The organism is Capnocytophaga sputigena, from assembly GCF_900446695.1.
Lineage (GTDB): Bacteria > Bacteroidota > Bacteroidia > Flavobacteriales > Flavobacteriaceae > Capnocytophaga > Capnocytophaga sputigena.
Genome location: NZ_UAVP01000011.1, coordinates 370,434 through 390,946 on the forward strand (window position 1 = coordinate 370,434; position 20,513 = coordinate 390,946).

Here is a 20,513-nt window from a genome sequence, read left to right on the forward strand (position 1 = left end):
TTTCTATAAATCTACCCAATATGCAAAAGTTTTATATTGCTGCCTTTATATTTTTATATTCCTCACTTATCTTCGCTCAAAACGATACACTTCAAAACGACCTTATCAACTTAAAAGAAGTGATCGTAACAGCTACACGTGCTCAAAAAAACTTAAAAAATGTACCTATTACAGTACAAGTTGTAACTGCTGAAGGTATCCGTAAATCACAAGCAATCAACTTTCAATCGTTTTTAGAAACAGAGTTTGCTGGTATCAACTTTACGTACAATGGGGGAATGCCTAACATCAATATGATGGGATTTGGAGGTAAATACGTGCTTTTCTTAATAGATGGTGAGCGTATGGCAGGTGAAACTTTTGATAATATCGATTATAACCGAATCAACTTGGAGGATATAGAGCGCATTGAAATTATCAAAGGGGCGAGTTCTTCTCTCTATGGATCGAATGCACTGGGAGGTGTTATCAATATCATTACTAAAAATGCCAAAAAATCTTTTGAAGGCGACCTCAGCTATCAGTATGAAACTATTGAAAGTCATAGGGCTAACATAGGTATTGGAAGCAAACAACGATGGGGCAATATCCGCCTTACTTCTTTCTATAATTTCCGCGAACCTTATCTCTTAAAAGATCGTGAACCACTCATTACCTACAAAAATGGTGTAGCAGAACCCTCTCCTAAAAGTGAACTGAACATTGCTGGTTTTACAACCTATGGGGTTACCCCAAAACTCTCTTTTAATTTATCTCCTAAAACCGACCTTACTCTTACACCTAACTACTATTTCAGCGAACGTAACCAAGGCGACCGTGATGCCGAAAGAAAAAGAGAACGCTACTACAATTATACTATGTCGGCTAAACTAAATACAGCTCTCACCGAAAGCAAAAAACTAAGTCTCTCAGGAGCTTTTGATCGCTACGACAAGTTTAACTATTTCCCCTTATTAAAAGAAAAAGAAAAGAATTACGAGAACACTTTAGCACGTGCAGGAGCACAATACAACCAATCGTTATGGACGAAACATTCCTTAGTAGCAGGAGCTGAAATATTTTCAGATGAACTCCTCAGCTTCCGTTTCAACGAAACAGGTACTGAAGCTAAAGAAAATGCTCAAAACTATACCCTTTTCACCCAACAAGAATGGACGCTCTCTCCCGCCTTTACTTTGGTTACTGGGGTGCGTGTAGACTACCATTCTCTCTTTAAAGAACATTTTACCTATCGTCTTTCGGGAATGCTAAAAGTAGAATCTTTCACCTTTAGAGGGGGCTTTTCTTCGGGCTTCCGCTCCCCTACCCTTAAAGAACTCTACACCAATTGGTTTCACCCTTGGGGAGGTGGTTTCCAAATAATAGGTAACAAAGACCTCAAACCCGAAAGTAGTAACAATTTTAATTTTTCCGTAGATTTTGATAGTCCCAAAGTAAATATTACCGCTATGACGCAACTCTCACTGATGAAAGACAAAATAGACTATCGTTGGACAGTTGCCAGCGACACCATCCGTTATATCAATTTCAAGGACAAAACACAAATTATAAGCTCTGAACTCGCAGCTACTTATCGTCCTACTAAAGCATTGCGTTTCAAAGCCTCGTATGCGTACTATTACATTAGCAATAGCGCGAACGAAAACCGTCCGCATACTCTTACCCTAAAAGCTGAATATATACCCAAACACAACGCTCTATACATTCCTAATATAGTGTTTAGTGGCAAGTACGTAAGTGCTACCCGTATTCACGAAACCGACACCAGCAACAACCAACTCTATACCTATTACGAACCTTATAGTATATGGCAGTTACAAGTTTTTTCCAAACTGCCCTACCACCTCACCCTCACCGCTGGAATTGACAACCTTTTCAACTACATCACCCCTACTACCAGTTTCTACTCCAGCATTTCAAAAGGTAGAACCTACTCATTAGGACTCAAATGGAACTATTAAATGAAGAGTGAAAAGTGAAAAATGAAATTTTATGACCTTTCGCAAAGTTGATTATATTGATAACCAACAATTTTGAAGAGTTTTATACAAAAGTATTTGATACCCCCTCTAAGTTTATAGACACTATAGCACAAAAGAAACCCCCGCCGCATTTCCGCACAGCGAGGGTTATAGTTGGTTTAAAAAGTGTTTAAACAAGTTATAAAACAGCTTTAGATAAGTTTCTCAAACAAAGGAATGAACTCATAATACAACATTGCATAAGATTCTACTACATTTGTTATAGGATTTTTATTCAAATCAATAATTTCTTTTGTTTGTGTAGGGGGATTGATTTTTTTCAATTCCTCTTTGCAGAATTCTTCAATAACTTCTTTGGGACGACCTTCATCTCTTATTGTAGTGATGAATATATCATAACCTTTATTTTTGTTATTATTATAAAAATTTACAAACTCAGTTATTGTATTATAGTCTGACAAAGTATTAATAATAACTCGTTTATTCCCTCCTATAGAAAACTGTATATCATATACAGCATAGAAATCATTATTAGGTAAAATCTGTTTTATAACCTCTATTTTAGTAATTTCTTTAATAGAAAAATTTTGCCCATTTTTCCTATTATTTATTAATTGTTGTAGTTCATATATTCTATTATTTAGCAACCACTCATCTATTCTGTTGCACAATGTAGTTTTACCTGTATTTGCTTTTCCTTGAATAAGTATTACTTTCATACTTGTTATTTTATTGTTATGGTTTGTACTCAGTTAGAAATTTTACAAGCAGTTTAAAAAGTATTTAAACGTTTTTGTAAAACAATTCAAAAAGTTAGTTTTAGTATTTACAGCTTTTTCTCTTGGAGGTTCTCTGCTTTTGTAGATCGAACCTACTTTTTCTTGGGGTATTGCTACTTTCATTTTATACATTATCTTATAGGTTATAGAATATAAATCATAGTTATTTTGAGAAAATTCTGACATATCTACCTAATCTAGGAATTGTTTCTCTCCATTTTCTTTCATACCTATAAACACTTCCTTCTGGAACATAAACTTTTAATATTCTATTTTCTGTATTTTTGTAGAAAAAGGAATTATCTACTATAGTAGGAGGAATAGTAGACTCAAAAATTAAGGTTTCAACCCCACTTTCATCAAAAAGGGAAGCTTGAATATATATTAAACTTCTAGGAAATGTTAAAGTTTTTAAAGATTTATATCCATTAAAAACACGACTATAAATATGTGTTACAGTGTTAGAAAATGAGACTTCCTTTAGATTACTTAATTTTTTCGGAAAAGAATAAATTTTTTCTACTCCATTAAGTAAGATAATATGCTCGACATTTTCCATAGAAATACTCATTAAACTTATTGATTCATTCCCTAAAATTAATTGTTTAACATTAGTATTGACAAAAGCTTCTTTATCAATATTGTAATTGTCACAAAGTATTGTAACAGTTTCTAATGCTCTACAATTAGAAAACACATAATTACTCAGTTTTTTAACTTTTCTAGGAATTGTAACAGATGTTATTTTAGTACCTGAAAAGGCATATTCTTCAATAGTTTCAATATTTTCAGGAAGTGTAAAAGTTGTTAAGTTAGAGCAATCTCTAAAAGCATTTTTCTCAACACTTATTACACTATTAGGAATAACTATAGATTTCAAAGATGTACAACCTGAAAAAGCACTCTCCCCTATACTTGTTACACTATTAGGAATAGCTATAGATTTCAAAGATGTACAAGCTTTAAAAGCATTTTTCTCAATACTTATTACACTATTAGGAATAACTATAGATTTCAAAGATGTACAACCTGAAAAAGCACTCTCCCCAATACTTGTTACACTATTAGGAATAGTAACAGATGCTAAAGAAGTACAACCATTAAAAGCTCCTGAAATATCTGTTACGCTATTAGGAATAGTAACAGATGCTAAAGAAGTACAACCTCCAAAGGCTCCTGAAATTTTTGTTACACTATTAGGAATAGTAACAGATGCTAAAGAAGTACAACCAACAAAGACTCCTGAAATATCTGTTAAACTATTAGGAATAGTAACAGATGCTAAAGAAGTACAACCGTTAAAAGCCCAATTTTTTATACTTGTTACGCTATTAGGAATAGTAATAGATTTCAAAGAAGTACATCTCTCAAAAGTTGAATACCCAATACTTGTTACACCATTACCAATAGTAACAGATATTAAAGAAGTACACCCCCAAAAAGCATTACTTCCTATACTTGTTACACCATTACCAATAGTAACAGATATTAAAGAAGTACAACCATTAAAAGCATGACTTCCTACACTTGTTACACTATTAGGTATAGTAACAGTTTTTAAAGAAGTACAACCTCTAAAAACATTACTTCCTATACTTGTTACACTATTAGGAATAGTAACAGATTTCAAAGAAATACAACTATCAAAAACACCTTCCTTATGATCATAATAATTTCTATAATAAGAATCTTCAAGAGTCGTTACTTTATCAGATATTTTTATATTTACCAAATTCTTACAATTTTGAAAAGCCCCTGCTTTTATTATCTTGACATTTTTAAAGTCTGAAATAATATTCATATCTATAAAAGTAGTTCTCAAATTATTCCAACGTATCAATTCAGTTTTATCTTCGTTAAGCGTATAATCAGAACTGTTAATTATAGAATGTTCATATTCATCTATGTACTCTTGCCAACCATTGTATTTTTTAGGTCCATAGATACGTTTGTTTTGGCTATCTACATACCAATCTCCTATGTTTCCTATATTGCTATCGGGAGCTCCTTGCCCTAAATGAATACGTGTAGCAGGTGCTCCATCTGCTCCTTTTTGCCCTTTAGTGCCACCGTGCTCTCCTTGATCTCCCGTTGCTCCTTTTTCACCACGATCTCCTTGGTAACCTTTGTCTCCTTTAATACCTTTTTCTCCGTGCTCTCCTTTGTTACCTTGTTCCCCTTTGTCGCCTATAAGTCCTTTATCACCTTGAGCTCCTTTATCGCCTTTTTCGCCTTTGTCACCTGCTTCTCCTTTTTCACCTTTCTCTCCTTGTGCTCCTTGTTCTCCACGCTCACCTCGATCTCCTTTTAGGCTAACAGGATCACCCCAACCGCTTTCGGTTTTAGCTCCATAGAGATCGGATACTGAAAGGTCAAAATAGTAATCCCCTATTTCGCCTATGGTAGAAGAAGGAGCTCCACTGCCATAATGTACTATGTTTCCTCGCTGGTACTCTACTTTTTCTACAACGCTTTCTTTGTTACACTGCCAAAAGAGGAAAGCTACACAAGTGCAAAACACCGTTATAATAATACTTCTTTTCATTGTGTTTGTTGTTTAATTGTTAAAAATACTTACACCTTGCCCCCAACCACTATTAGTTTTAGGTCCGTAGAGTTTTTTGTTTAAGGTATCAATATACCAATCACCTTCTACTCCTAAAGAAGGATTAGGTACAGAGGTTCCTCCATAAATTCTAGCGCCATCTTTTCCTTTGTCTCCTTTCTCACCAGTGCTAGCTCCTTTGTCTCCTTTTTGCCCTATCTCACCCTTTTCACCTTTGTCGCCTTTATCTCCTTTTTCTCCACGATCTCCTTTTTCTCCTTGATCACCTTTCTCGCCTTGGTCGCCTTTTTGTCCACGGTCACCTTTTTCACCTTGGTCACCTTTTTGCCCACGATCGCCTTTATCACCTTTATCACCTTGCCACCCCATAAAACCTTTTTCACCACGGTCGCCTTTTTCACCTTTTAGGTTGATAGGGGTACCCCAGCCTTGTGAGGTTTTGGCTCCGTAGAGATGTATGTTTTGTAGGTCGATATAATAATCGCCTATTTCTCCCAAAGAAGCTGAGGGAACTCCATAACCAGAGTGAATAAGGTTGCCTTTGCGTACTTCTATACGCTCGGTAATGGTTTCTTTACCACAACTCACATTGGTAAGCATTGCAAACATAGCTACTGCTATAAAAAACATCTTTTTCATTAGTATAATTATTTAGAATTGTTTACGATACACGTAAAAAAGCGAAGAGGACTTTATTCTAAATTTAGAAGAAGTTGCTTACGGCAAAGGAAAGCACTTTTTTGGTGCTTCCTTTGCACTGAGTGGCTAACCTATTCTGTGTTGCAATTTTGAAAATTTCCAGTTTTCAGGCAACAGAACAAAGCTAACGCTTTTTGCGATATAATTTAAATAGAAGACAATAAAAAAAGCGTGAGTAACACTGTTTGCCGCCTGAGGTACTGGAATCACCTTACAACACAAATAGGTTTCACTCACGCCTATAAAGGCGATGAGCATTAAACCTTTTGCTCTGTGTTGTAGTGAAAGTTTCCAGTTTCCAGCACGACAGGACAAAAGCTAACGCTTCTTATCTTTTCTATATTTTAGGGTGCATAATTACAACAAATATTTGTAGTGTGCAAATTTTCTGTTAATTTTTTACCATAAAAATAGTAACATTTTTATTAAACACTTGATAATGAGATTGTATTTTTTACACATAGAAGAGTTTAATGAATTTACTAATTGCAAATTTGCTAATTTACAAATTATTTGTACCTTTGTCCTCAAATTGTTAAAAAACATAACTATATGAAAAGAAATATAAGCACTTTAGACAAGAATATCCGCTTGCTTATTATCGTGATTACGGCAATTTTGGGGTATTTCAACGAGTTTTCTATAACTATTGCATCGGTGTTATCAGGCGTTTCTATTTTGCTATTGGTAACCATTCTCATCAATTTTTCTCCTATTTATGCGCTATTAGGTATCAGCACCTATAAGCCTAAAGAAAAAAATAGTTAGATTATGACTTCTTTTTTTAACGAAACTCCTTTTGTCTTCCCTTATAATAAGAATTCGGTAAAACGCTGGGTGAAAAGCGTTGCTAAATCTGAAGGTAAAGAGACAGGCAATATCAACTATATTTTTTGCGATGATGAGTATTTGCATAAAATAAATGTAGAGTATTTGCAACACGATACCCTCACCGATATCATCACCTTTGATTATACTGAGGAAAAAGTACTCCATTCGGATATTTATATTTCGGTAGAACGCGTAAAGGAAAACGCCGAAATCTTTAAAGTGCCTTTCCAAAGAGAACTGTTGCGAGTATTGGCACACGGGTTGTTGCACCTCTGTGGGTATAAAGATAAAACCCCCAAAGACAGTGCGCTAATGCGACAAAAAGAAGAGGAAATGATGTTGCTATTTGACCAACTTTAACTGCCTATCGCGCTACGCTTTTGACCGCAACGCTTTTAGCTTGATTGCAAAGCTCGCTAAATAGCCATAGATAAGCAGAAACAAAATACCTATATAAATGCTATTGCCAAAGGCATAGAAATTTATAAAAGAGAAGAGTACACTCATACCAAGGAAGATTTTTATCTTCCTTTTTTTGTAGGGTACCGGGTAGTATTTTTGTCCGTAGTAATACGAAATACTCATCATTGCAGCATAGGTGATGAGGGTAGCCAAAGCGGCTCCTTTATAGCTAAGCCAAGGAATAAGTGCAAAGTTGAACACTACCGTGATAGCCATTCCTATCAAGGATACAATCGCTCCAAAGCTCGTGCGATCGGTTACTTTGTACCATACCGAAAGACTGTGATAAATACCTAAACATAGGTTGGCTAACAAGATAATAGGCACAATCCAGAGCGCATCCCAGTAGGCTTTATTAGGTATCAAAATAAGTTTAAAAACATCGGTGAATACGGTAATAAAGAGCAAGATAAAGCCTCCGCACACAATGAAGTATTCCGTGATACGTGCATAAGTTTTAGGTGCATTCTTATCTTGGGAACTACTGAAAAAGAAAGGTTCTATACCAAGTTTATAGGCTGTCACAAAAAGATTCATAAACACTCCCATTTTGTAGCAAGCCGAGTAGATACCTATCGTTCCATCGGCTGTATCAGCAGGGAGGAGCATACGCAAAAACACACGGTCAAAACCCTCGTTCACTGCAAAAGCGATGCCCGCCAAAAGTACGGGAAAAGCGTAGATCATCATCTCTTTCCAAAGAGGATAGTAGAATTTGAAACGTATTTTGAGGTAGATGGGTAGCAACACAATAAATGTCGCTAAACTAGCAATCACATTGGCTAAAAAAATGTAGTATACACCACCGTTTGTTGCGAGTTTTTCAGCAGACAAATAATTTAGATAATAGATATTAAGCGCTAAATTTAAGGCTGTATTCCCTATCTTTACCATTGCGTAGAGTTTGGCTTTACCTTTATTTCTGAGCCAAGCAAAAGGAATGACCACTAAGGCATCGAGCACCAATATATAAATGGCAAAGACAATATACTGTACATCATAGTTCAGCCAAGAGGCAATAGCATACCTAAGTAGATAAGCTAGTAATAAAAAAACTAAGGAACTAATAGTAAGCGAAGTAAGCGCGGTAGATTGCACTTTTTTCTTCTGTTCTCCTTTATTCATAAAACGGAAGAAAGCTGTTTCCATACCATAAGACAGCAGTACATTCCCCAAGATAAGGTAGACAAACAACCCTGAATAGATACCAAAATCAGCAGTATCAAGTTTATTTACGTATAGCCTTGTGAGCAATAGGGTTAGCACACGAGGAAGTACAGTAGCAATGCCGTAAATAATGGTATCTTTAAAGAGTTTTCTCAACATAAGGCGTTCTTCTTATCCAAATAATTCTTGTATCGCATCTTCTATTTTAGCGACCGTTATAACTTTTATCTTCGTATTTTTAAGAGCTATTTTGTTGTATTTAGAAACAAAAATCGTATTAAATCCTAATTTTTCAGCTTCAGTAATGCGTTGCTCTACACGTTGTACAGGGCGTATTTCACCGCCTAAACCCACTTCACCAGCAAAACACACATTTTTTTCAATGGCTATATCTTCGTTGGACGATAGTATAGCCATCGCCACCCCTAAATCGGTTGCAGGGTCGTCGATGGTGATGCCCCCCGTGATATTTAGGAAGACGTCCTTAGCCCCTAAGCGAAATCCTGCCCGTTTTTCAAGCACTGCCAAAAGCATATTGAGGCGTTTGGCATTGAAGCCCGTAGTACTGCGTTGAGGCGTACCATAAACCGCTGTACTCACCAAGGCTTGTATTTCAATCATTAGCGGACGCATACCTTCTAAGGTGGCTGCTATAGAAGTACCACTAATAGTTTCATCGGTTTTGGAAATGAGAATTTCTGAAGGGTTATTTACCTCGCGCAATCCGTTGCTAAGCATCTCGTAAATGCCCAATTCGGAAGTAGAACCAAAACGATTTTTGAGAGAACGCAGGATACGATATACGTGGTTGCGATCGCCTTCAAACTGCAGAACGGTATCCACCATGTGCTCTAATATTTTAGGTCCTGCTATTTGTCCGTCTTTAGTGATATGTCCAATGAGTATTACAGGGGTATGAGTAGTTTTAGCAAACTTAATCAGTTCAGAAGTACATTCCCTAATTTGAGAAATACTCCCCGCCGAAGCCTCTATATAATCGGATTGAAGGGTTTGGATAGAGTCGATAATCACGATTTCGGGCAAGAGTTCTTTTATCTGCTGAAAGATATTTTGCGTCTTAGTTTCAGTGAGAATAAAGCAATTATCGAGCTTATGCGGAATACGGTCAGCGCGCATTTTTATCTGTTTCTCACTTTCCTCCCCCGATACGTAGAGCGTACGATAGGGCAAGTTAAGAGCTATTTGCAATAATAGTGTACTCTTGCCTATCCCTGGTTCCCCGCCTAAAAGCGTTACCGACCCTGGCACTATGCCCCCACCTAGCACGTTGTTCAGTTCGTGATTGTTGCTGTTGAGGCGTGGCTCTTGCTGGGTATCGATTTGGGAAATAGGGATGTACTTAGGAGCCTTATTTTTGATAGGAGATTCTTTTTCTTGCCAAGCAGGAGCCGTGTCTTTCTGTACGACTTCTTCCACAATGGTATTCCACTGCTTACAAGTGTAACATTGTCCTTGCCATTTGCTATATTGCGCACCGCAATTCTGACAGAAATATGCTGTTTTTAGTTTTGCCATATTACTTGTTACCTATTACTTGTTATCTGCAAAAGGTATTGTCCATATTGGTTTTTGAGCATTGGTTTGGCGAGTTCTTGCAGTTTTTCGGCGGTAATCCACCCCTTGCGATAGGCTATTTCTTCCAAACAAGAAATTTTGAGTCCTTGGCGTTTTTCTAGGGTCTCTACAAAGTTAGATGCTTCGCTAAGTGAATCGTGAGTACCTGTATCAAGCCACGCAAAACCACGCCCTAAAAGTTGTACTTTTAGTTCTCCATCATTCAGAAATTCCTGATTTACCGTAGTAATCTCTAATTCTCCACGAGCTGAAGGTTTGATGTTTTTAGCTACTTTCACCACCTTATTAGGATAGAAATAAAGCCCTACTACTGCATAGTTAGATTTAGGGTGTGCTGGTTTTTCCTCAATGCTAAGCACATTACCTGCATTATCAAACTCGGCTACTCCATAGCGTTCAGGGTCTTTTACGTAATAGCCAAAAACAGTAGCTTTACGCTCTTTTGTTACATTTTCTACTGCTTGAGAAAGCATTTTTGAAAAACTCTGTCCGTAGAAAATATTATCTCCTAATACCAAGCACACATCGTCATCCCCTATAAACTCTTCGCCTATGATAAACGCTTGAGCTAAGCCATCGGGACTGGGTTGTTCGGCATAACTAAGGCGAATGCCAAAATCAGAGCCATCTCCTAATAGACGCTCAAAACCTGGTAAATCTTGAGGGGTAGAAATTACCAATATCTCACGAATACCCGATAACATCAATACCGATAGTGGGTAGTAAATCATTGGTTTATCATAAATAGGGAGCAATTGTTTAGAAACTCCTTTTGTAATAGGGTAAAGGCGTGTACCTGAACCTCCTGCTAATATAATTCCTTTCATTTGTTGTTAGTTTTTATTTGTTAGTCATCGTCTTCAGGGATAGAAGCGTTTTCTATTATTGTTGTTTTATTACCTTGGTTATCTACTTTATATTCGTTGCCATTTTCTATCAGCAAACCTTGTATCACTCCTTTAGCGTGAGCTACATCAAGGTCGATAACGCATTTGTTCATCAGGTAAGTTACCTCGCTATGAAGTGTGTGCCCTATAACAAACTTACCTACTTGCCAACGTTCTAAAATAGTTTCAGCTTCAGTAATATCAATAGTCTGTTTGCCCCAACCTCTATACCACGTAGGACTTATACCAAACTGATAGAGAATACTATACAAACTATCTTTGCGTTTTCGTGCTTTTAGATTATCAAAATAGTAGTCACGAGCTTTATCATTTAGTTCTTGTACAGTGAGTCCTAAATTGGCAATTTCTATAGAAATACCGGCGTGTACAAACACATAATCACCTATTTTTTCAACGATATTTTTGGTAGCCAACCAGCGTCCTAATTCTGTATTAGGTTTGTAGAAGTGTAGATATTCATCTTGTAATAAAGAAGCATTCTGGAAGTATTTTTTGCGCACATAGCGGAAGTCGTTATTCATATTCATCAAGTCGTGGTTGCCAAGTATAAAGTGTACTTTACCTCCTGCTTTTTCAGCTTGTTGTTCTAAATGATAGATAAGCCAAAGTGTTTGTGTAACCCATAGTCCGCGATCAAAAAAATCACCTACTGTCACTAAATGCCCCTTACCATATTTCCATTGGTATTTAGCATTCATTACTCCATTAGCTATCAAAAACTGCTTAAAAGCCTCAAATTCTCCTTCAATATCCGAAATAGCAATGAGTTTTTCAGGCATATTATACACAGCTGTTTCATTCTTTAGTTCTTTTTTTATTTTAAAACTAAAAGATTCTTTCTCACTGAGTTGTGCCGTAAATTTTTTACCTTTTATATCTTTAGTAAATGTTTGAATAGAGGGTGCTACTACACCTTTTTTTTCACTAACTTGTTTTACAACAATTCCTTTATCAGTATAAAAAATATAAGGTCCATCAAAGCCTGATTTAGAATTATCTTTGTGCAAACGAGCCTGACTGAGAATGGGCACTAACTCTTGTGCTTGTAACCAATTATTGCCTAAAACAAAACAGCATAAAAATGCTAAAAAAGTGATATATGTTTTTTTCATTAGGTAAAAAAGTGAAAAACTTTGGCAAAGGTATAGTATTTATTTGAAAATAACAAATTTACAGATTAGTAAATTTGCAAAATCAAAAATAAAGTACTACCTTTGTAGTCTTAAAACATTAAAAAAAGAAAATTATGAATAAATTAGTATCCTTAGTAGCTTTTCTATGGCTCATTATCGCCTGTGAAAAATCAGGGGAAGACAACGAACCCTCTACGCAGACTTCAACTACACAAAGCACAACTACACAAACTCCTACAAGTCCTCCTATTACTCCCCCTACCCCTCCTCAACCACCACAAAACAACATCCCTTATGATTGGGATTTCTATTTAGAACCTTCTCGTTTGAATGCTGTAAAGAAAGAACCTAACGTAGAACTGAAAAAACTCTATTACCAAGTGTATGGTATCCCTTGTGGCGGATGGTATGACGGTATGAGTCCTAATAGTGAGAAGAACAATGGTTGGCTGAAAAACTTTGTAGAGGGAGCTGAACGTGCTCACAAAACACCTATAGTAGTACTTTATGGTATTCCTGAACGTGATTGTGGGTCATTTTCTAAAGGTGGGCACCCTAATGCGGCTTCTTATAAAGCGTGGATTGATCGTGTGAGTGCTATCATTGGGCAACGTCGTGCTATAGTAATTATAGAACCCGATGCCATTAACTACTGCGGACATAAAAAAGGCTCGGCTAAATACAATGAGCGTGCTGAATTGCTAAGGTACGCTGCCGAAAAATTAAATAAGAACAACCCTAAAGTAATGAGTTATATCCACGCAGGGAATGGTCCTTTAGTTACTAATAATCCTGAAGCTATTGCTACTGCTATTATAGACGGAGGTTTAAAATATATGCGAGGTTTTGCATTGAATGTTTCAGGTTTGGGAGGTACTGCCGAAGAACAAGCAGCAGCTGAAAAATTTGTAACTTACTTAGCTACTAAAGGTTTTAAAAATGTGCATTACGTGATTGACACAGGTCGCAGTGGCATCAACCGTCCTAAACACCAGAATGCCAATGCTCCTTATAACTCTTGCAACAACTTCAATGCAGCTTTAGGTCCGCGTAGCACTACCAAAACTACTGGGGCACACGCCGATGCTTATTTGTGGATTAATGGTGGAGGGGGTTCCGATGGTGAATGTAATATGGGGGCTCCAGCAGCAGGACAACCTTACCCTGAATATACTCGTGCTTTGATAAACAACGCAATTAGAGTTAAGAGTATACAGATTTTAGAACTCCCTAACAATCTCAAATAACACCTCGTAATTCGTAATTATTCACATTGCCATTGGAAGTTTTCAACTTTGGATTGCATTTCAGGGCGGTATTCGTAATGCCACCACTCCGAATAAATAGATTTGAAGTTGTATTTGTTGAGTATATCTTTTAGCAACTTGCGATTTTCGAGTACTTTTTTAGGAAGAGTGGTACAAGTATGATGAGCTTTCTCACCAAAAAAATCAAAAGGAGTCCCCATATCCAATTCTTTACCATCCTTATCTACTAAAGTGAGATCAACTGCTGCTCCACGGTTGTGTTTAGAACCTTTGGCAGGATTAGCTACATAATGAGTTCCTGGAAGTATTTTCCACATCTTTTTTTGTACTTCAAGAGGTCTGTAGCAATCAAATAATTTAATGCGATATCCCAAAGTTTTAAACTCCTCATTAGCTTTTACCAAGGCTTCCGCTGTTTTTTTGCGCAGATAGCATTCTCCACACTCATAAACAGCTTGTTTAAGAAAGTTATCAGGAGTTGCATATTTCATATCAAATACAAAATCGGAAGAAAGACCTTTGAGGAGCACAAAATCAGTTTGTTGTGCCGTAGCAATAAAAGTGACAAAAAATGCAAGAATATATTTCATAAATAAAAGAATTTTTAAAAGTTATAAGTATTTTTTGTGAATTATCCCCTTCGGAGAACAGGAATACCAAATAAAATAAAAGCGACTTTTTTTCGGAAAAGTCGCTTTTATTCTAATTTTAAGGTCTTAAGGCAGACTATAACACACTTGCTAAAGCTTTATTTACTTCACGTACTGCTTCAGTACTTTCTGCAAATTTAGCTTTTTCAGCATCGTTAAGTTTTACCTCTACAATTTTTTCAACACCATCTCTACCGATGATTACAGGAACCCCTACGCACACATCTTTTTGTCCGTATTCGCCTTCTAGTAATACTGAGCAAGGGAAAAGTTTCTTTTGGTCGCAGGCGATTGCTTGTACTAAGGCTGATACAGCAGCTCCTGGAGCATACCAAGCTGAAGTTCCTAAAAGTTTAGTAAGGGTTGCTCCACCTACTTTAGTATCTTCAGCTACTTGGTTAAGACGATCAGCACTCAAAAACTCGGTTACTGGCACTCCGCGATAGCTTGCCAAACGTGTAAGAGGCAACATACCACTATCACTGTGAGCAGCGATTACCATACCATCTACGTCTGAAATCGGACTATTAAGCGCTTCTGCCAAACGGTATTTAAAGCGTGCGCTATCAAGTGCTCCACCCATACCGATGATGTGGTTTTTAGGTAATTTAGTAGCTTTGTGTACCAAATAAGCCATAGTGTCCATAGGGTTGCTCACTACAATTACAATCACATTAGGTGAATATTTCACCAATTGTTCAACAACTGATTTTACAATGTTTGCATTGGTACCAATAAGCTCTTCACGAGTCATACCTGGTTTACGAGGAATACCAGAGGTAATCACAGCTACATCACTGCCTGCAGTTTTTGAATAATCATTGGTTACCCCTGTAATACGAGTATCAAACCCATTGAGGGAAGCGGTTTGCATCAAATCCATAGCTTTACCTTCTGCAAAACCTTCTTTGATGTCAATTAATACTACTTCAGACGCGAAGTCTTTAATAGCAATGTACTCTGCGCAACTTGCTCCTACGGCACCTGCGCCTACTACTGTAACTTTCATATAATCTATTATTTAAAGATGATGAGTTATAAAAAACTCAATCAATGGTTATTTTCACGCCACAAAAGTAGATAGTTTTTAATAATTATGCAAATATTTTTAAGAAAATTTTTGGATTTTAAAAACTAAAAACTAATCGCTATTTTTTGCTCATTTGCCAATTACTTTGTACTTTTGCGCTCTCAAAACAAACCATTCAAAATGAAAGATACTTATTTCGTGGTGGGTATCTCCACCGAAGTTGGCAAAACCATCGTTTCAGCAATTCTTACAGAGGCTTTTCAAGCTGATTATTGGAAACCTATACAATCAGGGGACTTAGAGAACTCAGATACTGACAAGGTTAAACGACTCATCAGCAATACACGCACTGTATTTCACCCTAATAGCTATGGGCTACATACCCCTGCAAGTCCACATCTTTCAGCTCAATTAGACGGTATACGAATTGAACTTTCTAAAATTGTACGCCCTGAAACCAATAATACACTTGTTATAGAAGCAGCTGGTGGATTGTATGTTCCTCTCAATGAAAAAGATATGATGCTTGATCTAATTCACCCTACTGATAAAGTCATTTTAGTTTCTCGTCATTATTTGGGTAGTATCAACCACACATTACTCACTTATGAAACACTAAAAAATAGAGGCTTAAACATTCATAGTATAGTATTTAGCGGATCCCCTACCCCATCTACTGAAGAAGTGATTTTACACCATACTAACTTGCCCGTATTACTACATATTGATGAAGAACCTTATTTTGACAAACGAGTTATTTCAGAATACGCTACAAAAGTTAATAACCCTTGAGATTGATAAATTAATATATGCAAAATTTAAATGACATCCTAAAACAACATATACTACAAGCCGTACAAGAACTGTACAACGTAAGTTTAGAAAATGTAGAATTGCAACAAACTAAAAAAGAGTTTGTAGGTGATGTGACCCTCGTAGTCTTCTCACTTTTGCGCCACATCAAAGGCAATCCTGTGCAAATAGGCGAACAAATAGGAACTTACCTCAAAGAAAAAGCAGGTAATTTAGTAACCGATTTCAATGTGATTAAAGGCTTTCTAAACCTTGTTATCGCTGATACTTATTACCTCAACTTTTTAACAGAAATAAAAGACAATCCTCAGTTTGGATTAGCAACGCCTAATAGCAAAGAGGCTATTTTAGTAGAATACTCATCTCCTAACACTAATAAGCCTTTGCACTTAGGACATATCCGTAACAATCTCTTAGGTTATTCAGTAGCCGAAATCTTAAAAGCTGCCGGACATAAAGTGTATAAAACCCAAATCATCAACGATAGAGGAATACACATTTGCAAATCTATGGTAGCTTGGCAACGTTTTGGCAATGGAGAAACTCCTGAAAACACAGGATTAAAAGGAGATAAACTGGTAGGAAACTACTATGTTGCATTTGATAAAGCGTATAAAGAAGAAATACAAGAACTAATAGCTCAAGGAAAATCCAAAGAAGAAGCTGAAAAACAAGCACCTATATTTGTAGCAGCTCAAGAGATGCTTCGCCAATGGGAAGCAGGCAACCCTGAAGTAATGAAACTTTGGAAACAAATGAACGGATGGGTATACGATGGTTTTGCGGTTACTTATAAGAATTTAGGAGTAGATTTCAACTCGTACTACTACGAAAGCAATACCTATTTATTAGGAAAAGACATCGTAGAACAAGGTCTACAAAAAGGGGTATTCTTCAAAAAAGAAGATGGCTCTGTTTGGTGCGATCTCACCGCCGATGGTTTAGATGAGAAATTAGTACTCCGCGCCGATGGTACTTCAGTATATATAACCCAAGATATGGGTACTGCCATCCAACGTGTAAAGGACTATCCCGATGTGAAAGGAATGGTTTATACTGTGGGTAACGAACAAGACTATCACTTCAAAGTACTTTTTCTTATTTTGAAAAAATTGGGTTACGATTGGGCTTCACACTTGTACCACCTCAGCTATGGTATGGTAGATTTGCCTAGTGGAAAGATGAAAAGCCGTGAAGGAACCGTTGTAGATGCCGATGACTTAATTGCTGAAATGGAACAGACTGCCAAAGTAATTTCACAGGAACTCGGCAAACTCGATGGCTATACCGAAGCTCAAAAAGAAGATTTGTATCACACTATTGGCTTAGGAGCCTTGAAATACTATATATTAAAGGTAGATCCTAAAAAACGCATCTTGTTTGACCCTAAAGAATCTATCGATTTTCAAGGAAACACAGGTCCGTTTATCCAATACACATACGCTCGTATCCAATCTATTTTGCGTAAATATGCTGAAACGAACAATAGCAAAGAAATAACTGTTATACAACCTGATGCTCTACAAGAAAAAGAAAAAAACTTACTGAAAAGCATCACTCTTTTTCCTTCTATTGTGCAAGATGCCGCTGATAACTATAGCCCCGCTGTAGTTGCTAATTACGTATACGATTTGGTAAAAGACTTCAATTCATTCTATCAAAACGTTTCCATTTTAGGTGAAGAAGACGCTAACAAACGCCATTTTAGAGTAGCTCTTAGCAAAAAAATAGGCGAAATCATCGCAGAATCTTTTAAAATGTTAGGAATACAAGTACCTGAAAGAATGTAGGTTATAAAAAAGATATAAAAAAAGTTAAAAAAAAGTTGCTCAAAAATTTGCAGGAATAGATATTTGTCGTACCTTTGCACCGCAAATGAGAAACAAAGTAACTCCTCAAATGCAAATTTACTGAAACAAATAACAAGCGAAAATAGCTCAGTTGGTAGAGCGCAACCTTGCCAAGGTTGAGGTCGCGGGTTCGAACCCCGTTTTTCGCTCTTTTTTTATGTCTATCATAAAAAAGCTCGGATGGTGGAATCGGTAGACACGCTGGACTTAAAATCCAGTGGGCAGTAATGCCTGTGCGGGTTCAAGTCCCGCTCCGAGTACAATTTTAAATCACTACTTTTTTAAGTAGTGATTTTTTTTGCTCTTCATACAAACTATAAGCCCTTATTAAAAAATAAGCAGCTATTACAATAAAAAAATACTGATTATCAACACAATAAATTTTATTTAAATTTAAATCTTTGATAAAATCCAACCTATAAAAACAATTAAAAAAAACTTCCCTCTCTTTCTTTCTTTATGAAAACGAAAATAAAATTTGCATAATCAAAAGCAAAATATTACTTTTGCCTCATCAACTGTTAATTGAAAAATTGTTATGAGTACACGTTTCTCCGACACTCAAACGGCTTTTGCCCTCAAAAGCCAATCTGAACTCAACTGGGCTTACCGCCTCTTTAAACTCATAGGTAGTAACACCCTTACTCGTGTGGGCACTGCCCTCACTAACTTCTCTCTAAAACTGCGCCTACCCGTAGAAGGGCTAATCAAGCGCACAGTTTTCAAACAATTCTGTGGTGGCATCTCCGAACAAGACTGTCTACCTGTAATCAAAAAAATGCACCAAAAAGGCGTTGGCTCTGTGCTCGATTACTCTGTAGAAGGAAAAGACGAAGAGAGCTCTATCGAAGCTACTTTTGAAAAGACGATGGAAACCATTGATTTTGGCAATCTCCACCGCGACGAAGGCATCCCTATTGTAGTATTTAAACCTACAGGATTTGGACGTTTTGCTATCTTTCAAAAACTCACTGAAAATAAACCCCTCACTGATGAAGAAGCAAAAGAATGGGAACGTATTAAAGCACGTTTTGATGCTGCTTGTAAACGTGCCTACGAGTACAAAATACCTATTTTAGTAGATGCTGAAGAAAGCTGGATGCAAACCGCTGCCGATAACCTTGTAGAAGAAATGATGGAAAAGTACAACAAAGAAGAACCCATCGTATACAACACTTTGCAAATGTATCGTCACGACCGTTTACCTTATTTAAAAGGTCTCTATGAACGTGCCGTAAACAAAGGATTCTATATAGGTGTAAAAATCGTACGGGGTGCGTATATGGAAAAAGAAAATGAACGTGCAGCCGAACAAGGTTACCCTACCCCTATTTGTCCTAATAAGCAAGCTACTGATGATAATTACAACGCTGTTGTACGATATATCATTGAACATATCGACCGAATTGCGCTTTTTGCAGGTACTCACAACGAAGAAAGTGCTGCTCTTGTAATGGACTTAATGAAAGAAAAAGGATTACAACCTAACGACAAACGTATATGGATAGCTCAACTATACGGAATGAGTGATCATATTAGTTTCAATGCTTCTAAGGAAGGTTATAATGTAGCTAAATACTTACCTTTCGGACCTGTACGTGAGGTGATGCCTTACTTAATACGTCGAGCTGAAGAAAATACCTCAGTAGCCGGACAAACAGGACGCGAGCTTTCTCTTCTAAGAGCAGAAAAAAAACGTCGTAGTCAAGAAAAAAAGTAATAAACAGAATATTTTTTTAAGGTTATAGTTGCTATTATCATTAATATTTGTAATTTTGCGCCCTGAAAAATTAGAAGTTTTTATACCTTAATGCTTACTGATAAAAATGTTTAGTGAAACCATCCCTAATTCAAAAATCTTCGCTTGTTCTAAAAGCATAGAACTTGCTGAGAAAATTGCAGAAAAATACGGCACTCAGCTCGGTGAAGTTAAACTATCTTATTATAGTGATGGCGAGTTTCAGCCCTCTTTTGAGGAATCAATTAGAGGGGCACGCGTTTTCTTAATATGCTCTACTTTCCCTAATTCGGATAATTTAATGGAGCTTTTGCTAATGATAGACGCTGCCAAACGCGCTTCAGCACGCCATATCACTGCGGTAATGCCATACTTCGGTTGGGCTCGCCAAGATAGAAAAGATAAACCTAGAGTGCCCATAGGAGCAAAATTGGTAGCTAACCTCTTACAAGCGGCAGGTGCTACTCGTATTATGACAATGGATTTGCACGCCGACCAAATTCAAGGTTTCTTTGAACGCCCCGTAGATCACCTTTTTGCTTCAAGTATTTTCTTACCTTATTTGCAAAGTTTGAATTTAAATAACTTGTGTATCGCTTCACCTGATATGGGTGGTTCTAAAAGAGCCTATGCGTATTCTAAGTTTTTAAAATGTGATGTAGTAATTTGCTACAAACAGCGCAAACAAGCCAATGTGATTGAAACAATGGAACTTATTGGAGATGTAGAAGGTAAAAATGTAGTATTAGTCGATGATATGGTTGATACTGCTGGCACTTTAGTAAAAGCTGCCCAACTAATGAAAGATAGAGGTGCTGTAAGTGTAAGAGCTGTTGCTACTCACCCTATCCTTAGTGGTAATGCTCACGAACGCATAGAAAATTCAGCTTTAGAAGAATTAATCGTAACTGATTCAATACCTCTAAAACAACCTTCAAGCAAAATAAAAGTATTGAGCTGTGCTGAACTATTCGCCGACGTAATGCACAAAGTACACCACAATGAACCTATCAGTTCTAAATTTATAATGTAAAAATTAGG

General features: G+C 36.8%; 17 protein-coding genes and 2 tRNA genes. 10 read left to right on the forward strand and 9 right to left on the reverse strand.

Annotated features, from left to right (window positions below; genetic code table 11):
* Positions 1-20 precede the first annotated feature (20 nt).
* Positions 21-1,961 carry a TonB-dependent receptor plug domain-containing protein gene (locus tag DR017_RS13735; RefSeq protein WP_002678881.1) on the forward strand — a complete coding sequence of 647 codons (1,941 nt, stop codon included), beginning with the start codon at positions 21-23 and terminating at the stop codon, positions 1,959-1,961.
* A 212-nt stretch (positions 1,962-2,173) separates the two neighbouring features.
* On the opposite strand, the gene DR017_RS13740 is transcribed toward DR017_RS13735, so the two are convergent.
* The 3 genes from DR017_RS13740 to DR017_RS13750 form a co-directional block, all read right to left on the reverse strand.
* Entirely contained in the window at positions 2,174-2,701 is a 528-nt protein-coding gene (locus DR017_RS13740) for a hypothetical protein (RefSeq protein WP_002678816.1), read from the reverse strand.
* A gap of 223 nt (positions 2,702-2,924) precedes the next feature.
* Positions 2,925-5,306: a leucine-rich repeat protein gene (locus tag DR017_RS13745; RefSeq protein ID WP_002678645.1), complete on the reverse strand. Its 2,382-nt coding sequence runs from the start codon at positions 5,304-5,306 to the stop codon at positions 2,925-2,927.
* 12 nt (positions 5,307-5,318) lie between these two features.
* Positions 5,319-5,966 (reverse strand): collagen-like triple helix repeat-containing protein, encoded by a 648-nt coding sequence (locus DR017_RS13750; RefSeq protein WP_050772795.1) that lies wholly within the window; start codon positions 5,964-5,966, stop codon positions 5,319-5,321.
* 612 nt (positions 5,967-6,578) lie between these two features.
* On the opposite strand from DR017_RS13750, the gene DR017_RS13755 reads away from it, so the two are divergent.
* Both DR017_RS13755 and ybeY read left to right on the forward strand, forming a co-directional pair.
* Positions 6,579-6,794, forward strand: coding sequence for a YgaP family membrane protein (locus DR017_RS13755; RefSeq protein ID WP_002678703.1), 216 nt, complete (start codon positions 6,579-6,581; stop codon positions 6,792-6,794).
* A 3-nt stretch (positions 6,795-6,797) separates the two neighbouring features.
* Complete coding sequence (ybeY, locus tag DR017_RS13760; RefSeq protein ID WP_002678662.1) at positions 6,798-7,217, forward strand: rRNA maturation RNase YbeY; 420 nt, start codon at positions 6,798-6,800, stop codon at positions 7,215-7,217.
* Positions 7,218-7,229: 12 nt separating this feature from the next.
* On the opposite strand, the gene DR017_RS13765 is transcribed toward ybeY, so the two are convergent.
* From DR017_RS13765 to DR017_RS13780, 4 genes are read right to left on the reverse strand one after another with little or no spacing between them, the layout of a single operon-like run.
* Complete coding sequence (locus tag DR017_RS13765; protein WP_002678683.1) at positions 7,230-8,645, reverse strand: oligosaccharide flippase family protein; 1,416 nt, start codon at positions 8,643-8,645, stop codon at positions 7,230-7,232.
* A 12-nt stretch (positions 8,646-8,657) separates the two neighbouring features.
* Positions 8,658-10,022 carry a DNA repair protein RadA gene (gene radA / locus DR017_RS13770; RefSeq protein ID WP_002678693.1) on the reverse strand — a complete coding sequence of 455 codons (1,365 nt, stop codon included), beginning with the start codon at positions 10,020-10,022 and terminating at the stop codon, positions 8,658-8,660.
* 8 nt (positions 10,023-10,030) lie between these two features.
* Complete coding sequence (gene rfbA, locus DR017_RS13775) at positions 10,031-10,909, reverse strand: glucose-1-phosphate thymidylyltransferase RfbA (RefSeq protein WP_002678866.1); 879 nt, start codon at positions 10,907-10,909, stop codon at positions 10,031-10,033.
* A 20-nt stretch (positions 10,910-10,929) separates the two neighbouring features.
* Positions 10,930-12,102, reverse strand: coding sequence for a metallophosphoesterase (locus DR017_RS13780; RefSeq protein ID WP_002678747.1), 1,173 nt, complete (start codon positions 12,100-12,102; stop codon positions 10,930-10,932).
* Positions 12,103-12,236: 134 nt separating this feature from the next.
* On the opposite strand from DR017_RS13780, the gene DR017_RS13785 reads away from it, so the two are divergent.
* On the forward strand, positions 12,237-13,370 hold the full coding sequence (locus DR017_RS13785; protein WP_002678857.1) for a glycoside hydrolase family 6 protein: 1,134 nt from the start codon (positions 12,237-12,239) through the stop codon (positions 13,368-13,370).
* Positions 13,371-13,387: 17 nt separating this feature from the next.
* On the opposite strand, the gene DR017_RS13790 is transcribed toward DR017_RS13785, so the two are convergent.
* Together DR017_RS13790 and DR017_RS13795 are read right to left on the reverse strand one after the other, a co-directional pair.
* Positions 13,388-13,981: a M15 family metallopeptidase gene (locus tag DR017_RS13790; RefSeq protein ID WP_002678663.1), complete on the reverse strand. Its 594-nt coding sequence runs from the start codon at positions 13,979-13,981 to the stop codon at positions 13,388-13,390.
* Between the two features lie 136 nt (positions 13,982-14,117).
* A complete protein-coding gene (locus DR017_RS13795; protein WP_002678807.1) occupies positions 14,118-15,050 on the reverse strand; it encodes a malate dehydrogenase in 933 nt (310 codons plus the stop codon).
* A 201-nt stretch (positions 15,051-15,251) separates the two neighbouring features.
* Between DR017_RS13795 and bioD the strand changes: the two genes are divergently transcribed.
* The 6 genes from bioD (at position 15,252) to DR017_RS13825 (ending at position 20,505) form a co-directional block, all read left to right on the forward strand.
* Complete coding sequence (gene bioD / locus DR017_RS13800; RefSeq protein ID WP_002678894.1) at positions 15,252-15,863, forward strand: dethiobiotin synthase; 612 nt, start codon at positions 15,252-15,254, stop codon at positions 15,861-15,863.
* A gap of 17 nt (positions 15,864-15,880) precedes the next feature.
* Positions 15,881-17,674, forward strand: a complete 1,794-nt coding sequence (argS, locus tag DR017_RS13805) for an arginine--tRNA ligase (RefSeq protein WP_002678787.1) — start codon at positions 15,881-15,883, stop codon at positions 17,672-17,674.
* A 136-nt stretch (positions 17,675-17,810) separates the two neighbouring features.
* A tRNA-Gly gene (locus DR017_RS13810) sits at positions 17,811-17,883 on the forward strand.
* Positions 17,884-17,908: 25 nt separating this feature from the next.
* Positions 17,909-17,994, forward strand: a tRNA-Leu gene (locus DR017_RS13815).
* Between the two features lie 278 nt (positions 17,995-18,272).
* A complete protein-coding gene (locus DR017_RS13820) occupies positions 18,273-19,454 on the forward strand; it encodes a proline dehydrogenase family protein (RefSeq protein ID WP_002678819.1) in 1,182 nt (393 codons plus the stop codon).
* Positions 19,455-19,560: 106 nt separating this feature from the next.
* A complete protein-coding gene (locus DR017_RS13825; RefSeq protein WP_002678647.1) occupies positions 19,561-20,505 on the forward strand; it encodes a ribose-phosphate pyrophosphokinase in 945 nt (314 codons plus the stop codon).
* The last annotated feature ends 8 nt before the right edge of the window (positions 20,506-20,513 follow it).

What these genes read in the sequence shown, in the direction of transcription:
- DR017_RS13735 (WP_002678881.1), top strand. Translation starts at nt 21, where the DNA reads ATGCAAAAGTTTTATATTGCTGCCTTTATATTTTTATATTCCTCACTT.
- DR017_RS13740 (WP_002678816.1), bottom strand. Translation starts at nt 2,701, where the DNA reads ATGAAAGTAATACTTATTCAAGGAAAAGCAAATACAGGTAAAACTACA.
- DR017_RS13745 (WP_002678645.1), bottom strand. Translation starts at nt 5,306, where the DNA reads ATGAAAAGAAGTATTATTATAACGGTGTTTTGCACTTGTGTAGCTTTC.
- DR017_RS13750 (WP_050772795.1), bottom strand. Translation starts at nt 5,966, where the DNA reads ATGAAAAAGATGTTTTTTATAGCAGTAGCTATGTTTGCAATGCTTACC.
- DR017_RS13755 (WP_002678703.1), top strand. Translation starts at nt 6,579, where the DNA reads ATGAAAAGAAATATAAGCACTTTAGACAAGAATATCCGCTTGCTTATT.
- ybeY (WP_002678662.1), top strand. Translation starts at nt 6,798, where the DNA reads ATGACTTCTTTTTTTAACGAAACTCCTTTTGTCTTCCCTTATAATAAG.
- DR017_RS13765 (WP_002678683.1), bottom strand. Translation starts at nt 8,645, where the DNA reads ATGTTGAGAAAACTCTTTAAAGATACCATTATTTACGGCATTGCTACT.
- radA (WP_002678693.1), bottom strand. Translation starts at nt 10,022, where the DNA reads ATGGCAAAACTAAAAACAGCATATTTCTGTCAGAATTGCGGTGCGCAA.
- rfbA (WP_002678866.1), bottom strand. Translation starts at nt 10,909, where the DNA reads ATGAAAGGAATTATATTAGCAGGAGGTTCAGGTACACGCCTTTACCCT.
- DR017_RS13780 (WP_002678747.1), bottom strand. Translation starts at nt 12,102, where the DNA reads ATGAAAAAAACATATATCACTTTTTTAGCATTTTTATGCTGTTTTGTT.
- DR017_RS13785 (WP_002678857.1), top strand. Translation starts at nt 12,237, where the DNA reads ATGAATAAATTAGTATCCTTAGTAGCTTTTCTATGGCTCATTATCGCC.
- DR017_RS13790 (WP_002678663.1), bottom strand. Translation starts at nt 13,981, where the DNA reads ATGAAATATATTCTTGCATTTTTTGTCACTTTTATTGCTACGGCACAA.
- DR017_RS13795 (WP_002678807.1), bottom strand. Translation starts at nt 15,050, where the DNA reads ATGAAAGTTACAGTAGTAGGCGCAGGTGCCGTAGGAGCAAGTTGCGCA.
- bioD (WP_002678894.1), top strand. Translation starts at nt 15,252, where the DNA reads ATGAAAGATACTTATTTCGTGGTGGGTATCTCCACCGAAGTTGGCAAA.
- argS (WP_002678787.1), top strand. Translation starts at nt 15,881, where the DNA reads ATGCAAAATTTAAATGACATCCTAAAACAACATATACTACAAGCCGTA.
- DR017_RS13820 (WP_002678819.1), top strand. Translation starts at nt 18,273, where the DNA reads ATGAGTACACGTTTCTCCGACACTCAAACGGCTTTTGCCCTCAAAAGC.
- DR017_RS13825 (WP_002678647.1), top strand. Translation starts at nt 19,561, where the DNA reads ATGTTTAGTGAAACCATCCCTAATTCAAAAATCTTCGCTTGTTCTAAA.